Annotated in this window: 19 protein-coding genes; 9 read left to right on the top strand and 10 right to left on the bottom strand. The window is 70.8% G+C overall.

Annotated elements, in window-relative coordinates; all coding sequences use genetic code 11:
- Positions 1 to 335: 335 nt before the first annotated feature.
- From ACS5PM_RS07890 to ACS5PM_RS07875, 4 genes are all read right to left on the bottom strand, one after another.
- Entirely contained in the window at positions 336 to 2,948 is a 2,613-nt protein-coding gene (locus tag ACS5PM_RS07890; RefSeq protein WP_439387044.1) for an RICIN domain-containing protein, read from the bottom strand.
- A gap of 438 nt (positions 2,949 to 3,386) precedes the next feature.
- Positions 3,387 to 4,061 (bottom strand): hypothetical protein, encoded by a 675-nt coding sequence (locus ACS5PM_RS07885; protein WP_439387043.1) that lies wholly within the window; start codon positions 4,059 to 4,061, stop codon positions 3,387 to 3,389.
- Positions 4,062 to 4,137: 76 nt separating this feature from the next.
- Entirely contained in the window at positions 4,138 to 6,945 is a 2,808-nt protein-coding gene (locus tag ACS5PM_RS07880) for a serine/threonine-protein kinase (protein WP_439387042.1), read from the bottom strand.
- A 12-nt stretch (positions 6,946 to 6,957) separates the two neighbouring features.
- Positions 6,958 to 7,509: an ECF-type sigma factor gene (locus tag ACS5PM_RS07875; RefSeq protein WP_439387041.1), complete on the bottom strand. Its 552-nt coding sequence runs from the start codon at positions 7,507 to 7,509 to the stop codon at positions 6,958 to 6,960.
- 140 nt (positions 7,510 to 7,649) lie between these two features.
- Between ACS5PM_RS07875 and ACS5PM_RS07870 the strand changes: the two genes are divergently transcribed.
- Genes ACS5PM_RS07870 through ACS5PM_RS07860 form a run of 3 tightly spaced genes read left to right on the top strand, consistent with a single transcriptional unit; the run spans position 7,650 to position 9,142 of the window.
- On the top strand, positions 7,650 to 8,048 hold the full coding sequence (locus ACS5PM_RS07870) for a VOC family protein (protein ID WP_439387040.1): 399 nt from the start codon (positions 7,650 to 7,652) through the stop codon (positions 8,046 to 8,048).
- 24 nt (positions 8,049 to 8,072) lie between these two features.
- On the top strand, positions 8,073 to 8,462 hold the full coding sequence (locus ACS5PM_RS07865; RefSeq protein WP_439387039.1) for a VOC family protein: 390 nt from the start codon (positions 8,073 to 8,075) through the stop codon (positions 8,460 to 8,462).
- Positions 8,462 to 9,142: a helix-turn-helix transcriptional regulator gene (locus tag ACS5PM_RS07860; protein WP_439387038.1), complete on the top strand. Its 681-nt coding sequence runs from the start codon at positions 8,462 to 8,464 to the stop codon at positions 9,140 to 9,142. Before ACS5PM_RS07865 ends, ACS5PM_RS07860 begins: the two co-directional genes overlap by 1 nt.
- A gap of 213 nt (positions 9,143 to 9,355) precedes the next feature.
- Here the strand turns inward: ACS5PM_RS07860 and ACS5PM_RS07855 are convergent, their stop codons facing one another.
- Positions 9,356 to 10,360, bottom strand: coding sequence for a peptidylprolyl isomerase (locus ACS5PM_RS07855; RefSeq protein WP_439387037.1), 1,005 nt, complete (start codon positions 10,358 to 10,360; stop codon positions 9,356 to 9,358).
- 177 nt (positions 10,361 to 10,537) lie between these two features.
- On the opposite strand from ACS5PM_RS07855, the gene ACS5PM_RS07850 reads away from it, so the two are divergent.
- Both ACS5PM_RS07850 and ACS5PM_RS07845 read left to right on the top strand, forming a co-directional pair.
- Entirely contained in the window at positions 10,538 to 11,593 is a 1,056-nt protein-coding gene (locus tag ACS5PM_RS07850; RefSeq protein WP_439387036.1) for a S66 family peptidase, read from the top strand.
- The gene (locus ACS5PM_RS07845) at positions 11,590 to 12,174 is read left to right on the top strand and encodes a GNAT family N-acetyltransferase (protein WP_439387035.1); all 585 of its coding nucleotides are present in this window, start codon (positions 11,590 to 11,592) and stop codon (positions 12,172 to 12,174) included. Before ACS5PM_RS07850 ends, ACS5PM_RS07845 begins: the two co-directional genes overlap by 4 nt.
- Here ACS5PM_RS07845 and ACS5PM_RS07840 read toward each other — a convergent pair whose 3' ends face one another.
- From ACS5PM_RS07840 to ocd, 4 genes are all read right to left on the bottom strand, one after another.
- Complete coding sequence (locus ACS5PM_RS07840; RefSeq protein WP_439387034.1) at positions 12,175 to 13,182, bottom strand: AEC family transporter; 1,008 nt, start codon at positions 13,180 to 13,182, stop codon at positions 12,175 to 12,177.
- A 1-nt stretch (position 13,183) separates the two neighbouring features.
- Positions 13,184 to 14,758, bottom strand: a complete 1,575-nt coding sequence (locus ACS5PM_RS07835) for an alkaline phosphatase D family protein (RefSeq protein ID WP_439387033.1) — start codon at positions 14,756 to 14,758, stop codon at positions 13,184 to 13,186.
- Positions 14,759 to 14,830: 72 nt separating this feature from the next.
- On the bottom strand, positions 14,831 to 15,418 hold the full coding sequence (locus tag ACS5PM_RS07830) for a CBS domain-containing protein (protein ID WP_439387032.1): 588 nt from the start codon (positions 15,416 to 15,418) through the stop codon (positions 14,831 to 14,833).
- Between the two features lie 128 nt (positions 15,419 to 15,546).
- Positions 15,547 to 16,617, bottom strand: a complete 1,071-nt coding sequence (gene ocd / locus ACS5PM_RS07825) for an ornithine cyclodeaminase (protein ID WP_439387031.1) — start codon at positions 16,615 to 16,617, stop codon at positions 15,547 to 15,549.
- 223 nt (positions 16,618 to 16,840) lie between these two features.
- Between ocd and ACS5PM_RS07820 the strand changes: the two genes are divergently transcribed.
- Both ACS5PM_RS07820 and ACS5PM_RS07815 read left to right on the top strand, forming a co-directional pair.
- The gene (locus ACS5PM_RS07820) at positions 16,841 to 17,263 is read left to right on the top strand and encodes an Lrp/AsnC family transcriptional regulator (protein ID WP_439387030.1); all 423 of its coding nucleotides are present in this window, start codon (positions 16,841 to 16,843) and stop codon (positions 17,261 to 17,263) included.
- Between the two features lie 120 nt (positions 17,264 to 17,383).
- Positions 17,384 to 19,444, top strand: coding sequence for an ATP-dependent helicase (locus ACS5PM_RS07815; protein WP_439387029.1), 2,061 nt, complete (start codon positions 17,384 to 17,386; stop codon positions 19,442 to 19,444).
- On the opposite strand, the gene crcB is transcribed toward ACS5PM_RS07815, so the two are convergent.
- On the bottom strand, positions 19,427 to 19,816 hold the full coding sequence (gene crcB / locus ACS5PM_RS07810; RefSeq protein ID WP_439387028.1) for a fluoride efflux transporter CrcB: 390 nt from the start codon (positions 19,814 to 19,816) through the stop codon (positions 19,427 to 19,429). The two genes, ACS5PM_RS07815 and crcB, sit on opposite strands and share 18 nt — an antisense overlap.
- An 84-nt stretch (positions 19,817 to 19,900) precedes the next feature.
- Between crcB and ACS5PM_RS07805 the strand changes: the two genes are divergently transcribed.
- Together ACS5PM_RS07805 and ACS5PM_RS07800 are read left to right on the top strand one after the other, a co-directional pair.
- Positions 19,901 to 21,502, top strand: coding sequence for a sensor histidine kinase (locus tag ACS5PM_RS07805; protein ID WP_439387027.1), 1,602 nt, complete (start codon positions 19,901 to 19,903; stop codon positions 21,500 to 21,502).
- Positions 21,499 to 22,191, top strand: coding sequence for a response regulator (locus ACS5PM_RS07800; RefSeq protein ID WP_439387026.1), 693 nt, complete (start codon positions 21,499 to 21,501; stop codon positions 22,189 to 22,191). Before ACS5PM_RS07805 ends, ACS5PM_RS07800 begins: the two co-directional genes overlap by 4 nt.
- Positions 22,192 to 22,219 lie beyond the last annotated feature (28 nt).

Genomic DNA, 22,219 nt, shown 5'->3' with positions numbered 1-22,219 from the left:
AGGACCGAATTCCTGGCTGTACTACCACCACGAGTCATGTCTCATTACCTTTCTAATAGGTGCACTGCAACTGCCACTTCCATTGATATGGCGCCATATCAATGGTTCGATCCTAGGGGGGTGATCCCACGGACCACTCCAGGAATACCCCAAGGCAAGGTCTGGAGGCGGACTTGCGGCCGTGTGGTTTTCACGTTGTCGCAGGACGTAACGACTGAGCATTTGTTCCGCCGTGCCGAAGTGCCGATGCCCCTGGACTGGGACGAGGCATCGCCATGGCGCTGGTGCGCTCGTGGCGAGCCTCGTCGTCGGCCGCGATGCCTACAGTGGCAGGGTCAGTTACTGCGCCACTGCTGGTTGGTGCCGCCGCCGCAGGTCCACTGGATCAGCGTCGCACCGTCGGAGTTGCTCGCGCCGTTCACATCGATGCACAGGCCGCTGTGGCGCGACTTGAGGCGGAAGTAGCCGCTGTCGGTGGTCTCCTTCACCCACTGCTGGCTGTTGCCGGCACCGCACGATGCTTGCACGATGGCCGCGCCGTTCGATGTGCTCTGGCTGGCAATGTCCGCGCACATGCCGCTGTGCGCCGCCTTCAGCCGCACGTAGCCGTTGCCGAGGTCATCAGCCGCCCACTGCTGGTTGGCGCCGCCGTTGCAGGCCCACTGGACCAGGCCCGTGCCGGAGGCGGTGCTGGCGCCCGGGACATCCATGCACTTGCTGCTGTGACGTGCCTGCAGTCGGCTGGTCGTCGGCGCGCCGTAGACCAGGCCGCGGCCGACGGTGCTCATGTACACCACGCCCTCGGTGTTCATGTCGCCCATCACGAACTGGCCGTTGCCCGGGCCGCCGTACTGGTGGGTGGCATCGTTCACCCGCACCCAGCTCGCGCCGGCATCGGTGGAGCGGTACACGCCGCGCGGGCCACCGTTGGCCACGCCCCAGATGAACACGGTCGGGTAGCTCGCGCCGGTGGCCGTCTTGCCGAAGCCCACTGCGCTGGCCTGGCTCACATTCGAGAAGGTCGAGAAGCTGACCCCGGAGTTCGCCGAGCGGGCGAGGCCGCCGCCGTTGAGCGCGATCCAGAGGTCACCCTCGCGGCCGGGCGCCGCGCGGCCGATGCTGGCGCCCCAGGCAGAGAGCGAGCCGGCGTTGGTGAAGGTCAGCCCGCCGTTGCTGCTGGCGAGCAGGGTGCCGGTGGTGTTGTCGTAGGCGTAGAACTTGTTGGAGTTCACCGGGTCGGCGAAGGGGCGCGTCGCGTTGTTGCTCAGGCCCGATACCGTCGTCCAGCTGGGGCTGCCGCTGGTGAAGTTGGCCGAGCGATAGGTGGTGGTCGTGGAGCTGCCATCGCTGTTCCAGACCGTCACCGTGTGCAGCAGCACCGAGCCGTTGGCCGACAGCGCCACCTGGCCGTGCGTGCCCCTGATGTTGTTCACCTGCGACCAGCTCGAGCCGGCATTCGTGGTGTAGTACATCGAGTTGCCCACCCGCACCAGCAGCTGCGGGTTGCCGGCCGCCATCGCCAGCCCGGGCGTGGTGCCCATGGCCGGCGAGTGCATGGGCGCGTAGGCCGCCAGATCGGTGTGGCGGAAGCCGTCGTAGTCGCCGATCGCCGAAAGCAGCGGGCCGCCCGTCACGCTGGCCAGGTTCAGCGGCACGGTCTCTTCGAGCCCCTTGACCGTGAAGGTCCAGGTGGCGGGCGTGTTGTCGATGTTCGCCGTGCGGAACACGCCGTTGCCGGAGGTGACCCACACCGCGGCGGCGTTGAACGGATCGAACTCGATCGAGCCGGCCCAGTGGATCGACTGGTTGCCGACCCAGGTCACGCCGCCCGTGCCGAGCGCGTAGCCGCGCTGCACCACGTTGGTCCAGCTCGCGCCGCCATTCGTGCTGACGAAGAACTGGTCGCCCCAGGCGCTGCCCTGGGCCATGTAGGTGTTGATGGTGGAAGCGACGAGCCGCGAGGCGTTGCCCGGGTCGACCGAGATGCCCGAGAACGGCGTCGTGTAGCCCGAGGGCGTGACGTTGGTCCACGCGCCGGTGGCGACGGTGTAGCGCCAGATCTGGCCTTCGTTCATCGCGTCGGTGCGGATGACATTGCCGTTGCCGTCCTTCATCTCCTGCGCGTGCGGGCCGGCGCCGTTGGCGTAGGTGATGTAGAGGTTGCCGTTGCTCGCGTAGGCCGCGCGCTGCGGCATGTGGCTGGCCGGTGCGCCCGGGGAGATGGCGCTGAAGCTCGCACCGGCATTGGTGCTGAGGTAGAGGTTGGCGCCTTCGCTGGTCGGGCGCGACACGCCGACGACGATGCGCTGCGCGACGCCACCCGAAACGCTCGACGGGTCGAGCCAGACGAAACTGATGCCGGCACCGTTCAGCGTGGTCGTCACGTTCAGGGCGCTGACGCGGGAGAAGCTGGCCCCGCTGTTCGTGCTCTTGAACAGACCATTGTTGCGTGAGCCCAGGAAGAGCACGCTGCTGCTGCCGGGGTCGACCTGCAGGCGCTCGCCGTTCTGCCGGCCCATGCCGTTGCCGTGCGCGCGCAGCTGGTTGCTGACGTCCGTGATCTGCGAGAAGGTGGCGCCGTAGTCGGTCGATCGCATGACCACGGTCTTGCCGTTGCTGAAGTAGGACGTGCCGGCCAGCAGGTAGACGACGGCCGAGTTCTTGGGGTCGAGCGCCAGCGACTCCGCGCCCATCAGGCCCATGTCGTCCTCGGACAGCCAGTCGGTCAGCGGTATCCACTGCGCGTTCGCGTTGTCCCAACGATAGGCGCCGCCGACGTCGGTGCGCACGTAGAAGAGGTTTTGCTGCGTGCGGCTCGGGATGAATGCCGACACGAAGCCGCCGCCACCCATGGCCACGTTTTGCCAGCGGTAGCCCTGAGCGAGCGCCGTGCCCGCCGCCAGGGAAAGAATCAAGGCCAGGAGCGGCCTGAGGAACCCAAGTGTCATGAACGTCTCCGTTGTGGGCGACCATTTCCTCCGCGCAACGGGATGGCGGGTGCGCAGGTCGCTGTTGGCGCAGCTCGAGCGGGGCCGGCGGTCGTCGGCCGGCTGCGCGAGTCAAGGGTGTCCGGCAGGACGCAGCGGCGAACGACGGACGGACGAGCGGATGAACATGGGATGGGCAGAGCGCCCGAGATGATGTAGCGCTATATCACCGATGTTAGTTTGTTCGCCGCATGAACAATTCCAGGTAAACACTGATCCGGCTCACGCCGCAGGCCGGCGCCTCACGAGGCCCTGCACGGGCGCACTGCCGCGCCGGTTGTCCGCGCGTCAGAGCGGACGCCGGATGCCGGATTCACGCCCGCGTGAGTCGCCGCCCGTGGTCATGCCTGTCGGGCCTTCGGGGACGGCGTAGCGGCCAGAAGACCCTGGCCGCGTGATTCAGTGCAGGGGCACGTGGATCGGCCTGAGCCTGGAGTGCTCGCCGGTCGGGGCGACAAACTCCAGGCCCCTGACGAGCATCATCGTGTCGATGCTGGTGTTCAGCAGCAGCCAGCGCGTGTTGTGGCCGGCGCACACCGGCGTCGCGAGGTGGAACTCGATGACCGTGCCGTCGACGGAGCGGCTCGCGGTGTCCGACCGGATCTGGCCCGGCAGGTCGTCGCGGAAGTCGGCCACCAGGTCCAGCGCCAGGGGATGGACGTACTGATGCAGGCGCACCTTCTCGATGCAGCCGTTCTTGACCTTGACCTTCAGGTGCTGCTTGCAGCGCTTGTCGGTGCCGGTGTAGTTCTGTTCGGCATAGCTGCCCTGCACCAGGGCACCGGCCGCCATGAACTTGAACTTGCCGGTGAGCTCGAATTCCAGCGGGCCGACGAGTTCGCCCGATTCGCTGAGGTTGGTGCCTTCGGTCAGCTCGGTGTGGCCGGGCAACAGCGGGATGCCTGTCAGGTCGGCGCGCAGGGGCGCAGCGTCGAACACCGCGCCCTGCAGGCCCTGGTTCTCGTTGCACTTGTCGGCCTCCGGGCCGTGGGCCGCGGCCTGGGCGCTGGCCAGGCCGAGCAGTGTCGCCAGCGCGGCGCGGGGCAGCAGGCGGATGGGGGCGAAACGACTCATGGTGCAGGCTCCTGGTTCTCGCGATGACAGCGGGTTGTCGAGAGAGACGGCTTGGGGCTCGGGGATCCGGACATGCTCAGCGTGCCGCCCCCTCGGACGTGGGGTGGGGGACAGCCGCGAGCTTCTCGCGCTGGGCCTGCGCCTCGGCGGTCCGGCCCGCGGCCTGGTAGGCGCGCGCTGCCGCGTCGTGCAGCATCGCGAGGGTCTCGCGGTAGATCTCCCGGCGGTCGGTTCGAGCGGCCTGCGCCAGAAGTTCATCGGCCTGTGCGGCCGCCTCGTTCGCCTGCCGTTCGGCCACCTGCAGCAGGACCTGCGCGATGCGCGCCCGGTGCTTGGCCGAGCCGAAGACCGATTCGACGCCGTCCTGCGTCTGCAGCGCAGCCTGCAGCTCTTGCTGCGCTGCGGCGGTGTCGCCCAGGGCGAGCAGCACCCGGGCGAGCCGGTGGCGCCGTTCCGCGACATAGGGATGGCGCGGGCCCAGCTGGGCGATGGTGTCGTCGCGCAGGCGCTGGTGCAGGGTGCGGGATTCGTCCAGGCGGCCGACGCCCGCCAGCCACAGGGCGCGCGACAGGTCGAGCGTCACGCCGGAGCCGGCATTGCGGCCCAGTCGCTCGCGCTCCTGCTCGGCGGCGTCCAGCGCCGGGCCGGCCTCGGCCCAGCGCTCGTCCAGCACCAGCGCGTTGGCCAGGAAGGTCCGGGCCGTCAGCAGCTCCTGCGGATCCAGCCGCTGGGCTTGCGCCAACAGCACGGCGTGCGCATGTCGCAGGCGGGTCATGCCCTCGTCGCTCGTGCCGACGTAGAACTGCAGGCGACCCAGGTGCAGCTCGTTGCGCGCACTGGCCACGTGCTCGGGCCCGAGCGCGGCCCGGGTGGCCTGCCACGCGGCGGTCATCTCGGCCTCGGCCTGGGCCAGCCGGCGCAGGTTCCACAGCATGCGGCCGAAACGGTAGCGCATCTGCGCCAGGCGCACCGAGCCCTCGCCCCACTGCTCGCGGCGCAGGGCCAGCGCACGCTCGAAGAAGGCGCGTGCCTCTTCGGGCTGGTTGCGCAGGTCGCGGATCTGCGAGAGCAGTTCGTAGGCATCGGCCAGGTCGTCGGCCGATTCGGGGTGCTGGGCGAGAGCCGCAGGCAACGGTTCGGCGGCAGCTTGCGCGGCATCCAGCCGGCCCTGGGTCTTGTCGATCTGCGCGCGGTCGAGTGCCACGCCCAGGCAGAGCCCGGGGACCTTGTCGCCGCTCGGCGAGGCGCAGGCCGCGTCGGTCCGGGCGAGCGCCTCGCGCGCGGCCTTCAGGTCACTGTCGCGGAACAGGCTCTGGCCCAGCGCGCGCCAGGCCGCGACCTGCTCGGCCGCCGGGGCGCCCCGGCTGGCGAGGTCTTCGGCCTGGCGGCGTTGCAGGCGGATGGCCGCGCCGTTGATCTCCAGGTCGCTCAGCAGGCCGCCGACGATGTGGCGCAGCTCGGCGCGCACGGCAGGTTGCCCGGCCAGGCCGTCGCCCAGCGCGTCGGCGCTGTGCTCGAGCAGCTGCTGCACGCTCTGCTGGCGCTTGGCCGCGCCGTCGGCCTGCTCGATGTCGTTCGCCTTGAACAGGCCGACGAGGAAGCCGGTGATGGCCTGCGCCTTGGCGGCCTCGGCCCGTGCCTGGCTGCCCTGCCAGAGCGCGACACCGAGCGCCGCGCCGAGCGAGAGCACGAAGCCCGCCGCCACGCCGACGCCCAGCCGGTTGCGCCGGACGAACTTGCGGGCGTGGTACCAGGCGCCGTCAGGGCGCGCGCTCACCGGCCGGTCGGCCAGCCAGTTCGCCAGGTCGTCGGCGAAAGCCTGCGCCGTGGGGTAGCGCTCGGCCGGCTCCTTCTTCAGCGCCTTGAGCAGGATGGTGTCGAGATCGCCCTGCAGCGCACGGCGGCGCTGTGGGTCGGCCGCGCGCTGGCTGGGCCGCGGCGGCTCGGCCTGGACGATGGTCTCTTCCAGCGCGGCGGCCGAGGCGCGGCGGGGCTTGTAGGGCAGTTCGCCGGTCAGCAGCTCGTAGAGCACGACGCCGAGCGAATAGATGTCGGCCGCGGTGCCTATGGGCAGGCCGAGGATCTGCTCGGGCGCGGCGTATTGAGGCGTCAGTGCGCGCTGGGCCGGGGCGGTGAGCTCGGCGGCCGAGGCGTCGGCCGCCAGCAGCTTGGCGATGCCGAAATCCAGCAGCCGCACCTGGCCGTCGCCGCTGACCAGGATGTTGCCGGGCTTCAGGTCGCGGTGCACCACCAGGCGCGCATGGGCGTGGGCCACCGCCGCGGTCACCTGCAGGAACAGGCGCACGCGATCGCGCACGCCCAGGGCCATTCGCTGGGCGTAGGTGTCGAGGCGCTCGCCCTCCACGTACTCCAGCGCGAGGTAGGGCTGGCCGTCGGCTGCGACGCCGGCGTCGTAGATGCGGGCGATGTTCGGGTGGTCGAGGACGGCCAGGATCTCGCGCTCCTGCGCCAGGCGCTCGGCCAGCTTCGGGTGGCGCCAGGCGGCGTGCGGCAGCTTCAGCGCCACCGGCCGGCCGTGCAGCATGTCCGTCCGCACCGCGAGCCAGACGCGCCCCATGCCGCCCTCGCCCAGCAGGCGGATCGCGCGGTAGGGGCCCGCGTCCGGCGGCAGGGCGGGCTCGGCTTCGTCCAGCGGCTTCAGCCTGGGCAGCGAGAAGCGCGAGGTGGTGCGCTGCCCTTCTCCGGAGTCATCGGCGTGCGCCAGCAGCCCTTCCAGCCGCGGCCGCAGCGCGGCCTGCTCCTCGGGCAGCCTCGCGAGCCACGCCGCACGTTCGCCGGGCGGCAGGTCGAGGGCCTCGTCCAGCAGATGCCGCAACACCGCGAAATCGCCGGGGGCGAGATCGAACAGCGGTGCGGCGCTCACGGCGAAGAAGCGCTACCTCAGCGCCTCTGCGAGGAACAAGCGGGCCTGTTGCCAATCGCGCCGCACGGTGCGGTCGGTGACGCCCAGCGCCTGCGCGATCTCGCCCTCGGTCATGCCGGCGAAGTAGCGCAGCTCGACGACGTGGGCCATGCGCTCGTCGACCTTCGCGAGCTCGTCGAGCGCATCGTGCACCCGCAGGATCTCGGCCTCGCCGGCGTCGGGCCCCAGGTCCGCCCCGAGCTGGGTGTTGAGGGTGACGTGGGCCGCATCGCCGCCCCGCCGCTCGGCCTGCCTCTCGCGCACCAGGTCGATGATCACCGAGCGCATCACGCGGCCGGCGTAGACCATGAAGCGCAGCCTGTCCTCGAACGCCACTTCGCCGTGCCGCGCGAGGCGCAGATAGCTCTCGTGCACGAGCGCGGTCGTGTCGAGCACCGTGTTGCGGCCGCCGCCGTGCAGGCGTGCGCGCGCCAGGCGCCGCAGTTCGCGATAGGCATCGGCGTACAGGGCGTCGAGCTGGCCGTGCGGTGGCCCGGCCTCGGGCGGGAGCTCGGTGGGCGACATCCGGCGATTGGAGTCCTGCCGCCCGCGCCGCGCAATCCCTTGCTGCCATCACGCTGTCAGCAGCCGTGTCGCAGCATCCAGCCCTGCCAGGCGCCCTGGAGCCGGGCGCGCCCACCCCCTAACCGACAGGAGAGAAACCCATGAGCGAGACCACCCACAAGCCCACCCAGGCCATCCACTGGTTCGAGATCCCGGTGCGCGACATGGACCGCGCGCAGCGCTTCTACGAGACCCTGTTCCATCGGCCGCTGCGGCGCGAGGCCATGGGCCCGGAGACCACGCTGGCCGTCTTCGAATACGAGCCGGGGACGAGCGTCGGCGGCTGCCTGTATGCCGGCTCGAAGGCCCCGGCCCCGACCACCGAGGGCACGGTGGTCTACCTCAGCGCGGAGCCTTCGCTCAATGTGGTGCTGGCCCGCCTGCCCGAGGCCGGCGGCAAACTGCTGGTGCCGCGCACGGAACTGCCCGAGGGCATGGGTGCCTTTGCCCACATCGAGGACTCCGAAGGCAACCGCGTCGGCCTTCATTCGTTGAAGTAGGGTATCGGTTTGCCGGAGGTCGTCATGCACTTCGCCTACACCATCGTCTACGTGGCCAACGTCGAGAAGTCGCTGGCCTTCTTCGAGCGTGCCTTCGGGCTCAAGCGCCGCTTCCTCGCGCCCGGCGAGGGCTACGGCGAGCTCGACACCGGCGGCACCACGCTGTCCTTCGCCCACCACGACATCGCGCGCGGCAACCTGGGTCAGGACTACGTGGCGGCCGACGGCTCGAAGCAGCCGCTCGGCATGGAGATCGGGCTCGTGGCGACCGACGTGCCGGCGGCCTGCGAGCGTGCGGTCGCCGCCGGCGCGACGCTGCTCGCGCCGCCGAAGGTCAAGCCCTGGGGACAGACCGTGGCCTACGTGCGCTGCCCGGACGGCACGCTGGTCGAGATCTGCACCGCGATGGATTGATGCGCCGAGCCGACCGACTGTTCGAACTCGTCCAGCTCATCCGCGGGCGCCGCCTGTCCACGGCGGCGTTCCTCGCGGCGCGGCTGGAGGTCTCGCTGCGGACCGTCTACCGCGACGTGGCCGACCTGCAGGCGCAGGGCGTGCCGATCGAGGGCGAGGCGGGCGTGGGCTACCGGCTCGGCGCGGGCTACGACCTGCCTCCGCTCATGTTCTCGTCCGACGAAGCCAAGGCCCTGGTGGCCGCCGTCCGCATCGCCCAGCCGCGGCTGGACGGCGAGCTGGCGGCCGCGGCCGAAGGCGCCTTGTCGAAGATCCTGGCGGTGCTGCCGTCGGCTGCGCGCGCCGCGGCCGAGAGCCTCGCCATCTACGCGCCCTCGTGGAGCGGCCACGACCCGGTGCGCGAGCGGCTGGAGCGCCTGCGTGGCGCGATCGAGCTGCGCCGCAAGCTGCACCTGGCCTATCGGGACGAAGGCGGCCGCGACAGCGAGCGCACCATCCGCCCGCTCGGCTGCTTCTTCTGGGGCGCCGTCTGGACCCTGGGGGCCTGGTGCGAGCACCGCGACGACTTCCGCAGCTTCCGCGTCGACCGCATCGTCACGCTCACGATGCTCGACGAGCCCTTCCGCGACGAGGCCGGCAAGACGCTGGCGGACTTCCAGCGGGCCTACGAGGGAGACTGATTTGGGCCCCTACGCCGCCTTCGGCGTCGGTCCCCCGAGGGGATCAATCGCCTAGGGGCGGCCCGTCGGCGATTGAGGGCCCCTACGCCGCCGTCGGCGTCGGTCCCCCGAGGGGATCGATCGCTAGGGGCGGCCCGTCGGCGATTGAGGGCCCCTACGCCGCCTTCGGCGTCGGTCCGCCGAGGGGATCGATCGCCTAGGGGCGGCACGCAGTCACTTCGTCGCGGCCCTGGGCCGCACCGGCACCGTCGCGTTGCACAGGCCGATGTGGCGCGGGCTGTGGACGAACCACTCCTCGTGCCGCACGCGACGCGCGTCGAGCAGGGCGCGCCAGGTGGCGCTGCTCGTGCGCAGCACCTCCAGCGCCGGGCGCTCGGCCTCCGGCACGTCCGCCAGCAGCCGCACGCGGCGGATCGCCGTGCGTTGGGCGGGCTCGGCGTAGAAACCCATCTCGGCCGTGCCGCGGGGCAGCGAAGAAAGCCGCTCCATGCCTTGCAGCACGCGACCCACCACCGTGATGTTGAGATCCAGGCCGCGCGGCGCCTGGCCGATCACGGCGTAGAGCTCGGCGCCGTTGCTGCTGTCTGGGGCCATGTCGCGGCCGGCGCCGACCATGCCGTAGCAGTGCGCCAGCCAGGCGCGGCCGGTCTTCGGATCGGCGGCGACCGGCATGCCGTCGACAAAGCCGTTCAGCGGCGCCCAGCCGTCCGCGTCCGGCAGGCGATCCAGCGCCAAGCCCTTCAGCGGCACCGAGAACTCGGCGGGCAGCTGGCGCGCGGCACTGCCCAGCGGCCTGGCCTTGTCGGCCGATTCGGCATCCGGGTCGCCCCACTGGGTGACGTAGTTGTCCTGCACGCGGACGATGGCCAGGCCGTCCCAGTAGCCCTGCTGTGCCAAGGCGCGGATGTTGGCCACGTGACGGGGAGCGAAGCGGGACGCGAGTTCGATCAGCACCGGCCCCGAGGCCAGCTCCATCAACAGGGTGTTCTGCGGGTCCAGAGGGCGCCAGTCGCTGGCGGGTGATTGCTGGAGCACCTCGGCCACGGTGAGCGTCGACGCCGCCGCCGCGACCGGCTTCCTGGCGACGGGCTTGCGCACGGGCGTCGCCGGCTTGGCCGACTTGCCGGGCGTGGTCGTCGTCGCGGCAAAGGCCGCCGGGGCGGCGAGCAAGGCCGCGACGGCCAGCATCGCGGGGAAGGCACGGTGGAGTCGGGTCATCGCAACGGCAGCTGAACCAAAGCGCTGCAGCTTACGCCAGCACCAGGACGTCCCACGCCCGGCTGATTCGGCTGGATTCATGGCTTGCACCTCGCAGCAGGCCAGAGCCGCGGCCGCCAGGCGAACGCGGCTCGGGCCTGGGTTAGTCTGTCGGGCCTTCGATGGCCGACGACTCCCATGACGCTTCGCTTTCCCCGCCCCTTGCGCCCCGGCGACACCGTCGCCATCACCGCACCCTCATCCGGCGTGGGCAGTGCCGGCGCGTTGCAGCGCCTGGACCTGGTGCTGGGCCACTGGCGACAACGCGGCTTCCAGGTCGTCGAAGGGGAGAACCTGCGCGCGCAGCGGCACGACCAGAGCGCGCCGGCCGCCCAGCGCGCCCGGGAGTTGATGCGGTTCCTGGCCGACCCGGAGATCGCTGCGGTCCTGCCGCCCTGGGGCGGCGAGCGTGCGATGGAGCTGTTGCCCCTGCTCGACTTCGATGCGCTGCGCGGGCTGCCGCCGAAGTGGCTGCTGGGCTTCTCCGACATCAGCACCTTGCAGATGCCGCTGGCCCTGCGCTCGGGCTGGGCCAGCGCCCACGGCAGCAACCTGATGGACGTGGCACCGAGCCAGACGGAGCCGCTCGTCACCGGCGTGTTCGACCTGCTCGCGCACGACGGACGCCAGGCTTTCGTCCAGCACGCTTCGGCGCACTACCAGGTCCACTGGATCCCCTTCGAGACCGACGCTGCGGCGCGCTGGAACCAGACGGAGACCACGCGTTGGCGGCGCCTGGACGGCCGCGACGACGAGCCGCTGGCACTGCGCGGCCGGCTCATCGGCGGCTGCCTGGACACCGTGAGCCGCCTCGCCGGCACGGCCTTCGGCGACGTGCCCGCTTTCGTGCGCGAGCACGGTGCCGACGGTGCGCTGCTGTACCTCGAAAACTGCGAGCTGAGCCCCTGCGAGATGCTGCGCAGCCTCGTCAGCCTGCGCCTGCACGGCTGGTTCGATGGCCTGGCCGGCGTGCTGCTGGGCCGCAGCGCTGCGCCGGAGGTGACGGACGAGTCGCGCTTGTCCCACGCCGCCGCCGTGCGCGACGCGCTGGGCGACCTGCCCTGCCCGGTGCTGCTGGACCTCGACATCGGCCACCGGCAGCCCCAGCTCACGCTGGTCAACGGCGCGCTGGGCGAACTCCACTACCAAGGCGGCACCGGTCGCCTGGCTCAGACCTGGGAGAACATGGCATGACGCCTTTTGCCGAGCTGCGAATACAGACGCCGCGGCTGCTGCTGCGCCCGCTGGACGATGGCGACGCCGACGCGCTGTTCGCGATCTTTTCCGACCCGGCGGTGATGCGCTACTGGTCGACCCCGCCATGGGCAGATACCGCCCAGGCCTTGCGCTTGCTGGAGGGCGAGCGCGAGGCGCTCGCGGGCCGGCGCGACCTGCGCTTGGGGCTGGTGCCGCACGGCGGCGATGGCCGCGTGGTCGGCACGCTCAGCCTGTACAAGATCAACGCCGCCTGCCGCAGCGCCGACATCGGCTACGCCCTGGCTCGCGCCGAGCAAGGGCGCGGGCTGATGAACGAGGCGCTGGCCGCGGTCATCGACTGCGCCTTCGACCACCGCCCCGGCGCGCCCTTCGACGACCTCCAGCTCAACCGCATCGAGGCCGACATCGACCCCCGCAACGCCGCCTCCTGTCGCGCGCTCGAGCGCCTCGGCTTCCAACGCGAGGGACTGTTGCGCGAGCGCTGGATCGTGGCTGGCGAGGTCTCCGATTCGGCCATGTACGGGCTGCTGCGCGCCGATTGGATGGCGCGCCGCTGATCAGCCTCCCGGCCGCACCTCGAACAGCGCCGCCAGCGCGCTGAAGCTGAAGAAGGCCAGCACGGTCGAGGCCAGGATGATGCGCGCGATGCGGCCGTTGTCGGCGCCGTAGCGCTCGGCGAGCATCGAGACGTTGCTCGCGCTGGGCAGGGCCGCGGTGAGCGTCAGGGCGGTGAGCTGGCCGCTGCTGATCGGCAGGCCGGCCCGGATGCCGGCGAGGCACAGGGCGAACACCAGCAGCGGGTGCAGCAGCAGCTTGATGGCGGCCACCGGCAGCACGTCGGCCAGCGGCGTGGTCGCCGGCATCGGCACTGACGCATCGGGCACGTCGGTGCTGCGGTGTGCCGGGTCGCCCGAGCGCCAGAGCACCGCGCCGATGGTGAACAACGCCACCGGACTGGCCGCATCGCCCAGCATGCGGATCACTGCCTGCACCGGCCCCGCAAGCGTGAACGGCGCGGCACCGACCGCGGCTCCGAGCAGGATGGACCACGGCAGCGGGTTGGACAAGGCGCCGCGCAGTGCACGACCGGCGGCCGCCCGGGCACCGGCCGCGCCCGCGCCGGCCGCCTGCGAGAGCCCCAGGCACAGCGAGCTGGTCACCAGCATGTCGGTGAAGATGGTGCAGATCACCGGCCCGGCCGCGGTCTGGCCGAGCACCGCCACCAGCAGCGGCACGCCCATGAAGCCGGAGTTGGGGAAGGCCGCGACCAGCGCGCCGAAAGCGGCGTCCTTCAAGCCTATGCGCGCCGACAGCGTGACGGCGATGGTGAAGAACACGATCACCAGTGCCGACACGAGGTAGACGCTCAGCAGCGCCGGGTTCAGCAGTTGCAGCAGCGGTGTGCTCAGCCCGAAGCGGAACAGCATGCAAGGCAGCGCGAAGAACAGCACGAAGGCATTGAGGCCGGGGATGGCGCTGGCCGGCAACAGGTGGCGCTGCGCAGCGACGTAGCCGCAGAGCACGAGCGCGAAAAAGGGCAGGGTGACGACGAAGATCTGGACCATTTCAGTCCGGCTGCGCGCCGGGGCGGCCGGCCTCGACGTGGAAGCGGGCGGCGATGGCCACCGGGCTGTTCGCATCGAGCGGGTCCGCGACCGCCATCAGCCGCGCCTGCAGGGAGGCGGCCGACAGGCTGAAGCTGACGTAGCCGCGCTGGTCGGCACGCGCAAACCGCAGGTGCGGGTTGAAGCCGCGCGCGGCATCGATGCGCGCCTGCTCCAGGCCCTGGCTGGTGATCGACGTGCCGCAGAACTCGGTGGCCAGTGTGGCCGAGCGCGGGTCGGCGAAGTCGGCCTTGAGGTCGGACACGTAGTGCGCATGGACATCACCGCCGAGCACCACCGCGCCGCCGAGCTTGCGCGAGGCCAGGTCGTTCAGCAGCCGCTGGCGAGCCGGCGCGTAGCCGTCCCAGCCGTCGGTCCAGTACTGGCCGCCGTCGGCGCCGGCAGGGTCTGACCAGGCGAAGCGGGACATCAAAGTCTGCTGAGCCAGCAGGTTCCACGGATGGCCGCTGCTCCAGGCGCCGGCGAGCCAGCGCTCCTGCGCCTCGCCGAGCAGCGTGCGGCGCGGGTCGGCAAGGCTGGCGCAGTCCTTCAGCGCGACGGTGTTGGAGCCGCCGCGGCCCGGCCTGGGGCAGGCCTGCGGGTCGCGCCACTGGCGGTCGTCCAGCAGCAGGATGCGGGCGAGCCGGCCCCAGTCGTGCGCGCCGTAGATCCGCGATTCGGCACCGGGCGCGTCCAGGCGCGGCCGCATGCTCCTGGGCAGGGGCAGGTGCTCCCAGTACGCCTGGTAGGCCGCGGCGCGCTGGGCCGGGAACCAGGACTGCAGCTGGTTGCCCTGCAGGCCGGCGTAGTCGTTCTCGACCTCGTGGTCGTCCCACACCAGCAGCCACGGGAAGGCGGCATGAGCGGCTTGCAGCTGCGGGTCTCGCTGGTAGGTGGCGTAGCGGGCACGGTAGTCGTCCAGCGTCCGCAGCCAGCTGCCTTCGTGAAAGCGCGGCGCCGTGGGTGGCGAGGGGTACTCGTAGATGTAGTCGCCCAGGAAGAGCAGCAGGTCCAGCGGCTCGCTGGCCGCCTGCCGCCAGGCGGCGTAGCGGCCGTGGTCGTAGCGCTGGCAGCTGGCGATGGCGAAGTTCAGCGTCGCCTCGGCATCCGATGCCGGTGCGGTGCGCGTGCGGCCGATGGCACTGCGGGCGCCCAGCGCCTCGAAGCGGTAGAAGTACCAACGGCCCGCGTCCAGCCCGGCGGGCTCGGCGTGAACGCTGTGGCCCCAGGCCGCTTCGGCGTTCTCGGTGCCACGGGCGGCGATGTCGCGGAAGGCCTCGTCGCGGGCGACCTCCCACCGTACCTCGACCCGTTCCGGCAGGGCCGGGCCGGTGAGCAGGGTCCACAGCACCATGCCGTCCGGCCGCGGAAATCCGCTGGAGACGCCGAGCTCGAAACGCGGCTGGTCCGCGGCCAGCGCGTGGCGCAAAAAGGCGGGCGCGGCGCCGGCGGCAAGTGCGGCCGCCAGCAGCGCGCGGCGGCGGGGATCGGTTCGGCGGTCAGGCCCGGCAGGCGGGCGAGGCAGGGCGTACGTCAAGGCACCGGCTCGGGACGCCGCATCGCGGCGGGCGGCCGAGCTTACCTTGCGGCCTGCGCCGCCGGCAGCGGATCAGCGGACGAGCGCGGCTTCGAGTTCGGCGAAGCTGCGCGACACCGGGCCGGTGGCGAGATCGACGCCCAGCGCCGTCTCCAGCCGGCGGGCGGAGAACAGCCCGCGGATGCGGCTGGCCTTGGCTTCGCTGCGCTCGGCCACCAGCAGATAGGCCAGGCCGTGGGCTCGCATGGTGGCGGCCACGTTGCCGAGGCGGCTGTGCTCGACCTGCCAGGCGTCGACCACCAGCCAGTCGCTGCGCGGATGCATCACCTGCTCCAGCGTCAGCTCCTCGAGGGCGATGTGGTCGGCGAGGGCGCGCAGCAGCGGACGCTCGCCTTGCAGGTCGTCGGCGGTGACCAGGCCGACGAGCTCTCCGCCCAGGCCGGTGACGAAGGCCATGCGCACGCCGGCGCGCTGCATCACGTGCAGCGTCGGCGCGATGGCGTCGTGCTGGTCGACGGTGACGCAGGACGATAGGCCCAGGTCGGTCATCAGGCTGGTGGCGGCGTCGGTCAGGGTCGCGCGGGGGGCGAAGGCGGCCAGCTGCAGGGGGCCGGAGACGGGCGTCAGCGGCAGGCGTTGGAACTCGGCGAGCGAGGGCATGTGATGCCTTTCGGTGGTTCGAATGCCTGCAGCTTGTGACTCGCCGCATCAGGGCCGCATAAGGACACGCTGGCGAAAACGAAGAAGCCCGGGCGGCGCCGGGCTTCTTTACGCAGCAGCAATGTGGCTCAGGCGACGCGCCGCAGCTTGGCCCTTGCCGGCGTGCCGCCGAGCACGCCTCCGAACAGGTCCTTCGGGTCGTCCAGGCGCGGCACCAGGTCGATCTGGCGCGCGCCTTCGCGCTGTTCGTTCAGCAGCAGGTGCAGGAAGCGCAGGGCGGAGAAATCCTCCAGCGCGAAGCCGACCGAATCGAAGATGGTGACCTGCGCGCCGCTGGTGCGGGCGCTGTGGCCCGAGGCGACGATGTCGGCGAACTCGGTCACCGGGAAGTCGGCCGGCAGCTGCTGGATCTCGCCTTCGACGCGCGACTGCGGCTCGTACTCGACGATGACGCGTGCATCCGGGCGCAGCAGGATGTCGCGGTGCAGCTCGGTCTTGCCGGGGCAGTCGCCGCCGACGCCGTTGATGTGCACGCCGGGCCGGATCATGGCCGGCTCCAGGATCACCGCATTGCGCTTGTCGGCGGTGACGGTGGTGATGATGTCGGCGCCCATCGCGGCCTCGCCGGTGGAGGCGCAGCGGATGATGGCCAGGTCGGCCAGCTCGGGCAGGGCGCGCAGGTTGCGTTCCAGCTTGGCGGTGGCCTGCGGATCCACGTCGTACAGGCGCAGCTCGCGGATGCCCATGATGCGGTGGAAGGCGATCGCCTGGAAGTCGCTCTGGGCGCCGTTGCCAATCAGTGCCATCACCCGGCTGTCGGGCCGCGCCATCCACTTCGCGGCCAGGGCCGACATGGCGGCCGTGCGCAGCGCGGTGGTCACGGTCAGCTCGGACAGCAGCACCGGGTAGCCCGTGTCCACATCCGCCAGCACGCCGAACGCGGTGACGGTGAGCAGGCCTTCGGAGGTGTTCTTCGGGTGGCCGTTGACGTACTTGAAGGAGTACAGCTGGCCGTCGGAGGTGGGCATCAGCTCGATCACGCCCACGTCGGAGTGGCTGGCCAGGCGGGCGGATTTCTCGAACTGGGCCCAGCGGCGGTAGTCCGATTCAATCTCGGTGGCCAGGCGTTCGATGAAGGTGCCGGGCCCGATCTGCTGGACCAGGCGCTGGATGTCGGCGATGCCGATGTAGTCGACCATGGGACTCTCGTCTTGCGGTTGGTGGGCCTGGGTGTCTCGAATGGGCTCTCACTCGCCGATGGGGTGGGTGAGTGAGTGCCAACAGCGTCGGTCGCGGCCCCCGAACAACGCCTTGAACTGGATTGTCTTCAGGTGTGAAGCCAACAAGAAGACAACAAACTGTGCAATCTGATCGAAGCTTTGAGCAGAACGCTAGAATGGCTTGGCACTTTGATCATTTGCCATGGACGACGTCGACCACCAACTGCTGAGCCTGCTTCGGGAAGATGCCCGGGCCTCGGTGGCCTCGCTGGCCAAGTCGCTGCGGGTCGCGCGCGGCACGGTCCAGAACCGCATCGCCAAGCTCGAGGGCAACGGCACCATCGTCGGCTACACCGTGCGCCTGAAGCCGCAGACCGAGACCAACCGCATCGCGGCCCTCATGACCATAGCGGTCGAGGGCAATGCCGCCGACTCGGTCATCCGCGCGCTGCGAGGTGACCCGGCGGTCCAGACCTTGCACACCACCAACGGCCGCTGGGACATCGTGGCCGAGCTTCGAGCCGACAGCCTCGAGGCCTTCGACCGCGTCCTCAGCCGCATCCGACTCATCGAAGGCATCGCCCACACCGAGACGAGCCTCTTGCTCTCCACCCACAAACTGTGAAATGCGACCCCCACGCTCCCTTCCGGTCGCTGCCCCCCGAGGGGGCTTTTGCAGCGGACCGGCAGAGCCGGATCCGCGCAAATCCCTTGGTTGGGTCGGCGCGGTTCGGAAGTTGACACTATGAATGCTCCCGCGACGCTGAATTCGGCCCAGATGGAGGCCGTGCAGTACCTGCGTGGCCCTTGCCTCGTGCTGGCCGGCGCCGGCTCGGGCAAGACCCGCGTCATCACCCACAAGATCGCGCGCCTGCTGCAGGCCGGCCTCGCGCCCAGGCAGATCGCCGCCATCACCTTCACCAACAAGGCGGCGATGGAGATGCGCGAGCGCGCCAAGGCGCTGGTGGGCCCTCGGGCCGCCAAGGATCTGGCGATCAGCACCTTCCACTCGCTGGGCGTGCGCATGCTGCGCGAGGACGGCGAGCAGCTGGGCCTGAAGCAGAACTTCTCCATCCTCGATTCAGACGACGTGCTCGGCGTGATCCGCGACGCGGGCGCCTGCACCGACAACGCGATGGCCAAGCGCTGGCAGTGGACGATCAGCCTGTGGAAGAACCAGGGCCTGGACAGCAGCGGCGCACTCGCCGCGGCCAAGGACGACGACGAGCGCGTCGCGGCCCGGGTGATGGCCTTGTACGAAGAGCGGCTCGCGGCCTACCAGGCGGTGGACTTCGACGACCTGATGAGCCTGCCGCTCAAGCTCGTCACCCGCTGCGCCGAGGCGAAGGCCAAGTGGCGCAGCTTCTTCGGCCATGTGCTGGTCGACGAATACCAGGACACCAACGCCGTGCAGTACGAGCTGCTGAAGTCCCTGGTGGATCACCCGGACGAGCTCCAGCGCGGCATGTTCACCGCGGTGGGCGACGACGACCAGAGCATCTACGGCTGGCGCGGCGCCACCATCGAGAATCTCAAGCGCCTGCCCGAGGAGTTCCCCCAGCTCAAGGTCATCCCGCTGGAGCAGAACTACCGCTCGACCAGCGCCATCCTGCGCGCGGCCAACGAGGTGATCGCCGGCAACCCGAAGATCTTCCCGAAGAAGCTGTGGAGCGAGCACGGCGAGGGCGAGCCGGTGCGTGTGGCCGAGTGCGACGGCGAGGAGCACGAGGCCGAGCGTGCGGTGGCCCGCATCCAGGCCCTGCGCGGCAACGACGCGCGCATCAAGTTCAGCGACTTCGCCATCCTCTACCGCGCCAACCACCTGGCCCGCGCCTTCGAGCAGAAGCTGCGCGCGGCGCAGATCCCGTACAAGGTCTCGGGCGGGCAGAGCTTCTTCGACAAGGCCGAGATCAAGGACCTGTGCGCCTGGCTGCGCCTGCTGGTGAACCAGGACGACGACCCGGCCTTCCTGCGTGCGGTGACCACGCCCAAGCGCGGCATCGGCCACACGACGATCGGCAAGCTGGGAGAGTTCTCGGGCAAGTGGAAGACCAGCATGTTCGAGGCCTTGTTCGCCGAGAGCCTCGGCACCGCGCTGCCGGCCAAGGCGATAGGCTCGCTGCACGAGTTCGGACGCTACGTGAACGACCTCGAGCACAAGGCCCGCACGACCGTCGGCGCCGAGGACGCGAAGGCGCTGCTGATGGGCTGGCTGAAGGACATCGGCTACGAACAGCACCTGTACGACAGCGAGGACAGCGAGAAGTTGGCCGCCTCGCGCTGGTCCAACGTGATGGACTTCGTCGACTGGGTGGCCAAGCGCTGCGGCGGCGAGATCACGCAGGAAGGCGGCACCTTCGAGACCGAGAAGAAGAGCGTGCTCGACGTGGCCCAGACCATCAGCGTGATCCTCTCGCTGGCCGAGCGCGGCGACGAGCAGGACCAGGTGGTGCTGTCCACCCTGCACGCGAGCAAGGGCCTGGAGTGGCCGCACGTGGTGCTGGTCGGCGTCAACGAGGGCTTGCTGCCCTTCAAGGCGGACGAGGAGGAGATGACGCCCGAGCGCCTGCAGGAGGAGCGGCGCCTCATGTACGTCGGCATCACGCGCGCCCAGAAGACGCTGGTGGTGAGCACCCTGCGCCGTCGCAAGAAGGGGCGCGACACGGTGGCCGGCGTCCCCAGCCGCTTCATCGCCGAGATGAAGCTCGACCAGGCGCGGGCCGGCGAGGATCCCAAGGATCGCCTGAAGCGCCTGCGCGCCGAGCTGGCCGCCAAGGCGGCCCCGGCCTCATCCGCGGCCGAATAGCGCCGTCGCTAACGCGAAGCCGATGCCCGTCAGCGCCAGCGAGCCCAGCAGGTGGATGCCGGCGGCGCCCAGGGCCCAGCCATATTGCTGGCGGCCCATCAGCGTGACCACTTCCAGGGAAAAGGTGGAGAAGGTCGTCAGCCCTCCCAGGAAGCCGGTGATCGCCAGGAGGCGCCATTCCAGGGGTATTTGCGGATGGAGCTGGAAGAAGGCGCTGGCCAGGCCGACCAGCAGGCCGCCGATGAGGTTGGAGGCCAGCGTGCCCAGCGGCACCGTGGGAAACAGCGGGTTGAGCCAGCCGCCCAGTCCGAAGCGCAGCAGCGCCCCCATTCCTGCCCCGGCGAATACCGCCAACAACGCCAGCCCGCTCATGTTCTTTTCCTTTCGCGCGGCATTATGTCGAGCGTCCGCACGTCCTGATGCCATCCTGACGCCGCCGAGGTTAGCCTCGCAGGGATGAACGCCGTCATGCTCGGCCTGAACCAGGGGCTCTACACCGTGATCGCCGCGCCACGGCGCGCCAGCTGGCGCGGCCGCGTGGCCGGGGGGGCCGGGGCCGCGGTCCTCTGGGCAGCGGCGTGGGGCGGGGCGACCGTCCTGGACCACCACGTCGATCTGGCCAACCAGGCGATGCTGTTCGTCATCGCCTCGGTGGTGGCCAGCATCTGGTTGTCGGCCCCGGCCGCCTTCGCCTTCGCGCTGGCCTGCATGCTCAGCTTCAACTGGGGCTTCGTTCCGCCCCGGGGCAGCCTGGAGGTCGACTTCGAGCGACACGCCGTGCTGCTCGCGGCCATGCTGGCGGTGAGCTGGCTGATCGCCGGGCTGGTCTGGCGCCTGCGCGCGCAGGCCACCGCAGCGCGTGATGCGGCGCGCTGGGCGGGCCGCTTGCAGGCGCTGGGCGAGGCCCTGCGCGACAGCGCCGAGCCGGCCGACCAGGCCCGGCCGGTCGCCGAGGCGCTGGCCGATCTGGGGGGCGCTCCGGCCGCCCTCATGCTGCTGCACGATGAACTCCCGCCGGCCGACAGCGCCGAGGCTGTGCGCGTGCAGGGGACCATCGACGCCGACGAGCGTGCCGGCCTGTGGCTGTGCCTCAGGCAATCGCAGTCCTTCGGTCCCGGCACCGGGCGCCACACCGAGCAGCCGGCGTGGTACCTGCCGCTGCGTTCGCGCGGTGGCAGCCATGGCGCCGCCCTCGTCCGGCTGGCGGACCCCGGCTCGGCGAGCGAGATCTGCCGCATCCGGGCCCAGGCGCTGTGCGACCTGCTCGGCGTCGCCTTGCAGCGCGCGACCCTGGCGCGACAGAGCGAAGCGGCGCGCGAAATGGCGCAATCGCAAGGCGTGCGCAATGCCCTGCTCGCCTCGATCTCGCACGACTACCGCACGCCGCTGGCGGTCATCCTCGGCGCGGCTTCGTCCCTGCAGGACCAGGGGGAGCGCCTGTCAGCTTCGCAGCGTGCGCACCTGGCGACGCAGATCGTCGACGAGGTCCGCCTCCTGTCGCGCATGACCGACAACACGCTGCAGCTGGCCCGCCTCGATGCGCCTGGCGTGACGCTGCGGCTGGATTGGGAGTCGTCCGAGGAGATCGTGGGCACCGCCCTGGCCCATGCCCGTCGCCTTGACAATGACCATCGGGTGCGCGCCCGCCTCGAGCCGGGCTTGCCCTTGCTGCGTTGCGACGCCATGCTGTTGTCCCAGCTGCTGGACAACCTCGTGGACAACGCCTTGAAGTACAGCACCGGCCCGGTCGAACTGGTGGTCCGCCACCAGGCGGCCCTGCCCGGCGAGACCGGCGCCGCACACGTCGTGATCGCCGTTCGCGATCGCGGCGCCGGTGTGGCGCCGGCGGACCGACGGCGGGTGTTCGAGGTCTTCCAGCGCGGCCATGCGGCCGGTGCGCCCGGTGCCGCCCGAGGCGTCGGCGTCGGCCTGGCGGTGTGCCGCGCGATCGCCCGCGCCCATGGCGGCGAGCTGCGGCTTCGCCCGCGGGCGCACGGGGGCACCAGCTTCGAACTCTGGTTGCCGGTCGTGACGCCGCCCGCGGAGGCCGCCGAATGATGAGGGTGCTGTTGGTCGAGGACGACCGCGAACTGCGCACGACCCTGCGCGACGCCCTGGCCCTGGAAGGCTACGACGTGTCGACGGCGGCCAGCCTGAGCGAAGGCCTCGCGCTGTGGACCCATGCCCGCAGCGGCCCGGACCTGGTCGTGCTCGACCTGGGCCTGCCCGATGGCGACGGAGAGACGCTGCTGGCCGCGCTGCGGCGCCGCGAGTCGACGCCGGTGCTGGTGATCTCCGCCCGCCAGGCCGACGGCCAGAAGATCCGCCTGCTCGATGCCGGGGCAGACGACTACCTCGTCAAGCCCTTCAGCGTGGGCGAGTTGCTGGCCCGGATGCGGGTGGCCCTGCGTCACCGTGGGACCGCGCTGAAGCCCGCACTCACGCGGTACGAGGCCGACGACCTGACGGTCGACCTGGCCGCTCACCGCGTCGACCTGCGCGGGGAGGCGGTGCACCTGACGCCGACGGAGTTCAAGCTGCTGGCCCGGCTGGTGCGAAGCGCCGGCCAGGTGGTGACGCACCGCCAGCTGCTGGCCGACGTCTGGGGCGAGGAGTTCACCGAGCACACCCACTACCTGCGCCTGTACATGGGCCAGCTTCGGGCCAAGCTCGAAGCCGACCCCGCCGACCCGCGCCGGCTGTTGACCGAGCCCGGCGTGGGCTACCGCCTCGCCGAAAGCGCCTGACGGGGGTCTGGCGTGGCCAGCGCACGGC

Source organism: Ideonella flava (assembly GCF_051857595.1).
Lineage (GTDB): Bacteria > Pseudomonadota > Gammaproteobacteria > Burkholderiales > Burkholderiaceae_C > Ideonella.
The sequence above is the reverse complement of the archived record's forward strand: the minus strand, read 5'-3'. Positions and strand labels throughout refer to the sequence as shown.

What these genes read in the sequence shown, in the direction of transcription:
- ACS5PM_RS07850 (WP_439387036.1), top strand. Translation starts at nt 10,538, where the DNA reads ATGACGCTTCGCTTTCCCCGCCCCTTGCGCCCCGGCGACACCGTCGCC.
- crcB (WP_439387028.1), bottom strand. Translation starts at nt 19,816, where the DNA reads ATGAGCGGGCTGGCGTTGTTGGCGGTATTCGCCGGGGCAGGAATGGGG.
- ACS5PM_RS07870 (WP_439387040.1), top strand. Translation starts at nt 7,650, where the DNA reads ATGAGCGAGACCACCCACAAGCCCACCCAGGCCATCCACTGGTTCGAG.
- ACS5PM_RS07800 (WP_439387026.1), top strand. Translation starts at nt 21,499, where the DNA reads ATGATGAGGGTGCTGTTGGTCGAGGACGACCGCGAACTGCGCACGACC.
- ACS5PM_RS07820 (WP_439387030.1), top strand. Translation starts at nt 16,841, where the DNA reads ATGGACGACGTCGACCACCAACTGCTGAGCCTGCTTCGGGAAGATGCC.
- ocd (WP_439387031.1), bottom strand. Translation starts at nt 16,617, where the DNA reads ATGGTCGACTACATCGGCATCGCCGACATCCAGCGCCTGGTCCAGCAG.
- ACS5PM_RS07890 (WP_439387044.1), bottom strand. Translation starts at nt 2,948, where the DNA reads ATGACACTTGGGTTCCTCAGGCCGCTCCTGGCCTTGATTCTTTCCCTG.
- ACS5PM_RS07855 (WP_439387037.1), bottom strand. Translation starts at nt 10,360, where the DNA reads ATGACCCGACTCCACCGTGCCTTCCCCGCGATGCTGGCCGTCGCGGCC.
- ACS5PM_RS07865 (WP_439387039.1), top strand. Translation starts at nt 8,073, where the DNA reads ATGCACTTCGCCTACACCATCGTCTACGTGGCCAACGTCGAGAAGTCG.
- ACS5PM_RS07830 (WP_439387032.1), bottom strand. Translation starts at nt 15,418, where the DNA reads ATGCCCTCGCTCGCCGAGTTCCAACGCCTGCCGCTGACGCCCGTCTCC.
- ACS5PM_RS07845 (WP_439387035.1), top strand. Translation starts at nt 11,590, where the DNA reads ATGACGCCTTTTGCCGAGCTGCGAATACAGACGCCGCGGCTGCTGCTG.
- ACS5PM_RS07805 (WP_439387027.1), top strand. Translation starts at nt 19,901, where the DNA reads ATGAACGCCGTCATGCTCGGCCTGAACCAGGGGCTCTACACCGTGATC.
- ACS5PM_RS07860 (WP_439387038.1), top strand. Translation starts at nt 8,462, where the DNA reads ATGCGCCGAGCCGACCGACTGTTCGAACTCGTCCAGCTCATCCGCGGG.
- ACS5PM_RS07875 (WP_439387041.1), bottom strand. Translation starts at nt 7,509, where the DNA reads ATGTCGCCCACCGAGCTCCCGCCCGAGGCCGGGCCACCGCACGGCCAG.
- ACS5PM_RS07840 (WP_439387034.1), bottom strand. Translation starts at nt 13,182, where the DNA reads ATGGTCCAGATCTTCGTCGTCACCCTGCCCTTTTTCGCGCTCGTGCTC.
- ACS5PM_RS07815 (WP_439387029.1), top strand. Translation starts at nt 17,384, where the DNA reads ATGAATGCTCCCGCGACGCTGAATTCGGCCCAGATGGAGGCCGTGCAG.
- ACS5PM_RS07885 (WP_439387043.1), bottom strand. Translation starts at nt 4,061, where the DNA reads ATGAGTCGTTTCGCCCCCATCCGCCTGCTGCCCCGCGCCGCGCTGGCG.